Origin of the sequence: Rhodopirellula europaea 6C, assembly GCF_000338295.1 — a bacterium.
In the GTDB taxonomy this organism is placed as follows: domain Bacteria; phylum Planctomycetota; class Planctomycetia; order Pirellulales; family Pirellulaceae; genus Rhodopirellula; species Rhodopirellula europaea.
In genome coordinates this window covers 53,451-59,663 of record NZ_ANMO01000118.1, presented here as the reverse complement: position 1 = coordinate 59,663, position 6,213 = coordinate 53,451, and the positions used below count along the sequence as shown (strand labels likewise).

Genomic DNA, 6,213 nt, shown 5'->3' with positions numbered 1-6,213 from the left:
AGTGTGCGGTCTGTTAGGCCGAGAGCACCTTTGCTGATCACCCAAGAATCACGAGGGCGTTTGGTCAAACGCATCAGTTCATCTTCGGGGTAGGCGTCGTCGACGACTTCGCGAGCGTCGTCTTCGTTTTCGGCCCAAGTGATGATGATGTGGGCGTCCGTTTCGATTTCAAACAAAGGCATGGTGGAAACGTTCGTTGGAGGAAGAAGAGCCGCGACGCAGCATGCGCTTGCTGGTCCTACATCCTAGTCCACGCCGCCACCGGGCTGTAGGTCCTTGAGGCGTTTTGCTTCTCGTCACCGCTGAGGGCTGATAGAGTGGGCGCCGTATTGGAATCTCCCTTTGTAGCCAAGGTTTTGCGATGAAGTGCTGGTGTCTGCCCGGTCGGAAATTTCATTTGATCGGTGCCGTGTTGGGTGCCGCGAGCGTTCTGGCGTGCTGCCTTGTGAATGCCGCAGACAACGTTGGGGCCGCTACGGAGGCTGTTCCTTCTGCCGAGCAATCCGACGCTGCTCCAGATTTTGTCGAGCTGTTTGATGGCAAATCCTTTGACGGCTGGGAGCACGGTGGGAATTGGCGAATCGAAGACGGGGCGTTTTTTCGTGCCGCCGGCGGTGGTTCTCTCACTTACAAACGCACGCTTGTTCCGGATGACTTTGAGCTTCGGTTCGAATGGAAGGTGTCCAAGGGTTGCAACAGCGGCGTTTATTACCGGCCCGGTCAAGTCGAGTATCAGGTGCTCGACAACGTGGGCAGTCCGTACGGAGAAAACCCGCGGCAATCTGCGGCTTCGTTGTTCTTTTGCACGGCCCCGTCGAAAGATGCAACGCGTCCCGTGGGCGAGTGGAATTCCGGAAGAGTGGTCTGCAAAGGAACGGTGATTCAGCATTGGCTCAACGGTCAAAAGGTTCTGGACTTTGACTACACCGATCCAAAGTGGGCCGAGATGGTGAAGCTGCTGACGATCCGCGGCGGAGATCTCACCGGTCGCGGTGGCGAGCTGTGGCTGCAGGATCACGGTCAGCCGGTTTGGTATCGCAATTTGCGTTTGCGCGAGATTCCAAGTGACGAGCCGGTCAATCCATCGCCTGATTTTGAACCCATGTCGATCCCGCCGGGAGCATTGGCCAAGGAACAGCAGCGTGTGCAAGCGATGCTAGAGGCGGCACGGTCGCGGTAGGGAAACGGTGTTGCCGAAGCACCTCAATGGCACGATCCAAGGGAGATGTAGGCCAGGTTTCACCTGGCAACCACGGCAATGCTTTGGAACAAAGCGAGGCGTCTGCGCCATTCCACGTGACATTCACATGGGAATTTGATCGGCCAGTCACCCTCGCCAGGTGGGACCTGGCCTACAAACGGTGGGTTGCACCTTGTGGAGGAGGCGGGCGCTGTCGGCGCATGAAAAAAGCTCCGCTGAAAAGCGGAGCTTGATGGGCGATGAGGGACTCGAACCCCCGACATTCTCGGTGTAAACGAGACGCTCTAGCCAACTGAGCTAATCGCCCGTCGAAAAGTCATGGACTCTTCTTTTGTTTTGTTTCCGGTCTTTTGAGAGACCTGGTGTCTGCCCTTCGGGCAGGTTCCGTTTCAATTGAAACGGAACGACTTGGGGCTGATGGCTTCCACTGCACGATCAAAGTTGCCGTGCAATCGAAAATCAGCGGGACAACATGCGGGTGCGTTTGTTGCGGCGTTCGGCACGCAGGCGGGCACGGCGATTGGTTTCGCTCGGCTTTTCGTAGAACTCGCGGCGACGCATTTCTTTCTTGATACCGCTTCGCTCGACCAATTTTCTAAACCGGCGTACTGCCTCCTGAATCGTTTCCCGATCACGCACCAATAACTTTACCATTGCCGCTCCGTAAACCCTTTCAATTCAATCGTTTGCATGGTCCAAATCCTCCAAGTCGAGGAATGAAGTGTCGCGTCCGAGCGCAGCAAATGCCAAACCCGTCGCGGTGAAGGCCGCGAATCATAACGACCTAACACCGCCCCCCACAACCGAGGAAACGGAAAATACAGTCGTTTTATGGCGAAAACGCCGCTTTCAATCTTGATCCAAAACGCAATTTCACTTCGCGTGTGAACTTGGGCGTTTTGCATTCGTCGAGGCACGGATGCATGGTCCGCCACGACGTGATTGAATTCGCTTCGCGGGTGCCGGATCAGCTCCACCGGCGTCGGTTTTCCCTTGCCAGGTGACTCGCAAGAAGTTGATCTATCGGATTCAGGCGGCGGCCCGCGTGAGGTTTTCCATCGGAACTGTTTCGCAACGGACCCCGTCGACGCCGTAGTAGACGAGCGATTGGGTTTTGAGGTCGGCGATCGCGGTCAGCTTCACGCTTCGGGGGCCATGCAGACAAAAATAGAGTCCGCAGGTTGCTCCCCGTCGAACCACTTCCCGCTGAGTCAGCGGGAACTGATGGGGTTCAAGTTGGCCCAGATCGCACAGTTTGTCTTCGACTTGGCGACGCAGTTGCGGCAAATCGATCGTTTCGAGGGAGTACCCGATCATCAACATCCTTTCGTCCAGCGGGAGGTCTGCTGCCGATGGTGCCACGCCGCCTCGACATGGCAAATTTCCTCGAGAAACGAGGCCATCTGGTCACTGCGTGCATCAGACGCCGTGGGTATCGACCCGCCACGCGGAAAATCTTGGGGACGAATTGGTTCAGGTCCGGTCGTGCGGCCAACCCAATTGAAATTCATTCCCATTGCAAGCGTTGCGGCAGACTTGCGCGATTAGATGGGGGGAGCGACTCCGGTCGGTCAGACGGATTGAGCCCGTTGTTGGACGAAAAACCGCGACTGAAACGCTAATTGAAAGTTCGGCCGGAATAGAGCGAGATGCGGAGGTCAGGCCGAGGGATGTTTGAACGCGGTTGATGGGGCGCGACAACTGAATTTATTAGCCGGTGTGCGTTAGCACCGGTTTCTGCGTGGCGAGAATTCCGTGTGATGGGAACCGGGCCTAACGGCCGGCGGCTGATTGGTGCGGGACGCTGGAGGTAGAGGAGATCGTTCGCTGAGTCTGGAAGTATTCGCCGCCGTGCGTTAGCACCGGTTTTTGTGTGGTGAGAATCCCGCTTGTTGAGAACCGGGCCTAACGGCGTTCGGCTGATGGGGTCACTTGGTGCCGGCGAGATCTTTGCGGGGCACGACTCGATGGAAGTGCAGGTGGACCTCTCGGTCGACGACGCGTCGGACGCCTTCGACCAAACAGGCTGGTTCGTTTTCTGATTCGCCTTGGGCGATGATCTCTTCGAGTGGCGTGCCGGGTGCCACGGAAAAAGTTCGCTGGTTGATCGTTTGATTTCCCGCGTCGAGCTCGGGAATGATGAAGTGGCACGTCGCACCAAACGTCAGCATTCGGACATTGTGGGCGTCATGGTACGGGCGGAATCCAGGGAAGCCTGGCAGCAATCCATGATGCAAGTTGATGATTCGGCCGCCCGCGAATTGCCAGCACGCATCGGCGGGAAGGATTCGCATGTAGCGAGCCAGAATGAGATAATCGATGTCATATTCATCCAGCGTCGCCAACAGGGCCGCGTCATCGACCGCTCCGGTGCCATCGCCGATCATCCGGAAATCACAGTCGAACTCATCGGCCAGAAACCCCAACTTCTTCCGGTTGGAGATGATCACCGGCACTTCCGCGGCGATTTGACCCGAGGAAACAGCTTCCAATACCGCTCGCGGAGTGTGTTCGACATAGGTGCACGCGACCGCCAAACGTGGCCGGTTCGCACGAGCATCGGGACTCCAGGCCCGGATCGACAACCCAGTGTGCTCGCCGATCTGTTTCATCTCGTCCTGCAATTGCCCGAGCAGTTCTGCTGGATCGGCACCCGCATCGAACTGCAGTCGGCAGAGCATCGCGAAGAGCTCTTCCTCGTCGTGGTCGTACATCTGGATTTCGGAAATCCGAGCCCCTCGTGCGGTGACGTGGTGAATGATCGGATCGGCCAAACCGGAGTGATCCGGACCAAGGGCGGTGATGACGACTTCCATGTGGAGGCTTTTGCGAGGAAACTGTTGGCCCGACGAATTCGCAAATTATCACATTCGACCCAATCATGCCCACCGCATCCAAGTTGCCTGTCGCCACGCCGCCCTCGGTCAATGGCCGTCGCCGATCGGACTTTCCCGCCGACGCGAATCTGTGTGATCACTGCACGGCCAAGTGCTGCAAGTACTTCGCGCTGCCGATCGACGAACCGGTGACACGAAAAGATTTTGACTTTATGCGGTGGTATCTGCTGCACGATCGAGCCACCGTGTTTGTCGACGAAGACACTTGGTATTTGCTCGTTCACACGACGTGCAAGCATTTGCAAGACGATCATCGGTGCGGCATCTACGAAACCCGGCCTCAAATTTGTCGTGAGTACACGACGAAGGAGTGTGAGTTCGAGGACGATTGGTGCTACGAGAAGTACTTCGAAACGCCTGAGCAGATTGACGAGTACGCCGACGCTTTGTTCGGGCCGCAATTCCCCGAAGGAGCCGACCGGGACATCGATTCGATCCGCAGTCGACGCCCGACTGGATTGCCGGTCGTTGGGTAGCGGACCTTGTCAAGAGTTTTGGCAGACTTGGATGCCAACCGAAAGTCTTGGCGACTTCCGCTACGACTCACACCCTCCACTTTCCTTCTTCCCATTCACCCCTCACCGACCTCCATGATCCAACCTCGCACGCTGAAGGGATTCCGCGACTACTTGCCCGCCGCGATGATTCCGCGGGAACAATTGATGCAAACCGCTCGCGAAGTGTTTCGCAGTTTTGGGTTCGCACCGATCGACACACCGACGCTCGAACACCTGGAAATTTTGACCGGCAAAGGCAGCGACGAAACCGATCGGCAGCTTTACTCGTTTGAAGACAACGGCGGTCGCCCCGTCGGCATGCGGTTTGACCTGACGGTGCCATTGGCTCGCTTTGCCGCGCAGCACATTGGCACGTTGGGGACGCCATTCAAGCGTTATCACATCGCTCCGGTGTGGCGTGGTGAGAAACCACAAGAAGGCCGGTACCGCGAATTTGTGCAGTGTGACTTTGACACGATTGGCACCACATCGGAACTGGCGGACATCGAAGCGGTCTGCGTGATCGATGCGTTGTTGCGAGCGATCGGGATCGATGCGTTCACGATCAGCATCAACAACCGGGCGATCTTGACCGGGTTGTTGGAATCGTTGGGATTGGCCGACAAAACGACACCGGTGCTGCGAAGTCTCGACAAGCTCGGAAAGATCGGCCGCGAAAAAACGGCCAATGAGATGGTCGAATCCGCTGGTGTGACGGCCGAGCAAGCTGACGCGGTGTTGCGATTGGCAGAGTGCGACGGCGACGCGGAGTCCATCTTGGCATCGCTGCCCGAGATCACCGGTGGCAATGAAACCGCCGCGGCAGGCATCGAACGTTTGACCCAAATTTATCGTGGTGCCTTGGCGTCCGGAGTCAGCCCGGACCGTTTGAAGATCGATGTCTCGATCGCTCGCGGGTTGGACTACTACACCGGAGTCATCTTTGAAACGACGCTGGACGAATTGCCCGGCATCGGCAGCGTTTGCAGCGGTGGCCGCTACGACAACTTGGCGGGGCTGTACACCAAGCAACATCTGCCTGGCATTGGTGCGTCGCTGGGTCTGGACCGATTGCTCGCCGCGCTGGAAAGCCTCGGTCGATTGTCGGGTGTCAGCAAACCCTGTGCGGTGTTCGTTCCGTTCTTCGACAAGGGACACCGGGATGACTATTTGAAGTTGGCCTCGCAGCTTCGCGATGCTGGAATTGGCACCGAAGTTTATCCGGAACCCAAGAAGCTGGGACAGCAACTCAAGTACGCCGACTCACAAGGTTTCGCCGTCGCTCTCATCGCGGGCGGCAACGAATGGGAAGCCGGCACGGTGCAAGTCAAAACGCTATCAACCAAAGAGTCGCAAGACGTGGCTTACTCACACGATTCGCCGCAATCGTTGATCGAAGCGATCCAAGCGGCAACTTCGTAGGCCGCTTTTGCACGGTCGATCAGGACGACGCCGTATCATTTCGGCGCACGAACAACGGGTGCTCCCTTTAGGAAGCACCCGTTGTTGTTGAGGTTGATTTAATGAGCCGTACCGTGTTAGCGGCGGTTATCAGACGCCAACCGGGGCTAACGCCCATCGGCTAATTGTTGTCATTCGGTATACGACTCAATCAACA

At 57.2% G+C, this 6,213-nt stretch carries 7 protein-coding genes and 1 tRNA gene; 3 read left to right on the top strand and 5 right to left on the bottom strand.

The features are described 5' to 3' along the window. A partial coding sequence (locus RE6C_RS12425; protein WP_008657013.1) for a DUF6793 family protein occupies positions 1-182 on the bottom strand: 182 nt, incomplete at its 3' end. Between the two features lie 179 nt (positions 183-361). Between RE6C_RS12425 and RE6C_RS12420 the strand changes: the two genes are divergently transcribed. After that, the gene (locus RE6C_RS12420) at positions 362-1,180 is read left to right on the top strand and encodes a 3-keto-disaccharide hydrolase (protein ID WP_039961896.1); all 819 of its coding nucleotides are present in this window, start codon (positions 362-364) and stop codon (positions 1,178-1,180) included. A gap of 254 nt (positions 1,181-1,434) precedes the next feature. On the opposite strand, the gene RE6C_RS12415 is transcribed toward RE6C_RS12420, so the two are convergent. From RE6C_RS12415 to RE6C_RS12395, 4 genes are all read right to left on the bottom strand, one after another. Further along, positions 1,435-1,508: transfer RNA gene (locus tag RE6C_RS12415), tRNA-Val, on the bottom strand. 152 nt (positions 1,509-1,660) lie between these two features. After that, positions 1,661-1,855, bottom strand: coding sequence for a 30S ribosomal protein S21 (gene rpsU / locus RE6C_RS12410; RefSeq protein WP_007338941.1), 195 nt, complete (start codon positions 1,853-1,855; stop codon positions 1,661-1,663). A gap of 375 nt (positions 1,856-2,230) precedes the next feature. Then, complete coding sequence (locus RE6C_RS12400) at positions 2,231-2,518, bottom strand: hypothetical protein (protein ID WP_231846076.1); 288 nt, start codon at positions 2,516-2,518, stop codon at positions 2,231-2,233. A gap of 611 nt (positions 2,519-3,129) precedes the next feature. Further along, positions 3,130-4,017, bottom strand: a complete 888-nt coding sequence (locus tag RE6C_RS12395) for a formyltetrahydrofolate deformylase (RefSeq protein WP_008657006.1) — start codon at positions 4,015-4,017, stop codon at positions 3,130-3,132. A gap of 65 nt (positions 4,018-4,082) precedes the next feature. Between RE6C_RS12395 and RE6C_RS12390 the strand changes: the two genes are divergently transcribed. Together RE6C_RS12390 and hisS are read left to right on the top strand one after the other, a co-directional pair. Further along, positions 4,083-4,574, top strand: coding sequence for a YkgJ family cysteine cluster protein (locus RE6C_RS12390; RefSeq protein ID WP_007329341.1), 492 nt, complete (start codon positions 4,083-4,085; stop codon positions 4,572-4,574). A gap of 114 nt (positions 4,575-4,688) precedes the next feature. Next, positions 4,689-6,017 carry a histidine--tRNA ligase gene (gene hisS, locus RE6C_RS12385; RefSeq protein WP_008657005.1) on the top strand — a complete coding sequence of 443 codons (1,329 nt, stop codon included), beginning with the start codon at positions 4,689-4,691 and terminating at the stop codon, positions 6,015-6,017. Positions 6,018-6,213: the final 196 nt, after the last annotated feature.

What these genes read in the sequence shown, in the direction of transcription:
- RE6C_RS12420 (WP_039961896.1), top strand. Translation starts at nt 362, where the DNA reads ATGAAGTGCTGGTGTCTGCCCGGTCGGAAATTTCATTTGATCGGTGCC.
- rpsU (WP_007338941.1), bottom strand. Translation starts at nt 1,855, where the DNA reads ATGGTAAAGTTATTGGTGCGTGATCGGGAAACGATTCAGGAGGCAGTA.
- RE6C_RS12400 (WP_231846076.1), bottom strand. Translation starts at nt 2,518, where the DNA reads ATGATCGGGTACTCCCTCGAAACGATCGATTTGCCGCAACTGCGTCGC.
- RE6C_RS12395 (WP_008657006.1), bottom strand. Translation starts at nt 4,017, where the DNA reads ATGGAAGTCGTCATCACCGCCCTTGGTCCGGATCACTCCGGTTTGGCC.
- RE6C_RS12390 (WP_007329341.1), top strand. Translation starts at nt 4,083, where the DNA reads ATGCCCACCGCATCCAAGTTGCCTGTCGCCACGCCGCCCTCGGTCAAT.
- hisS (WP_008657005.1), top strand. Translation starts at nt 4,689, where the DNA reads ATGATCCAACCTCGCACGCTGAAGGGATTCCGCGACTACTTGCCCGCC.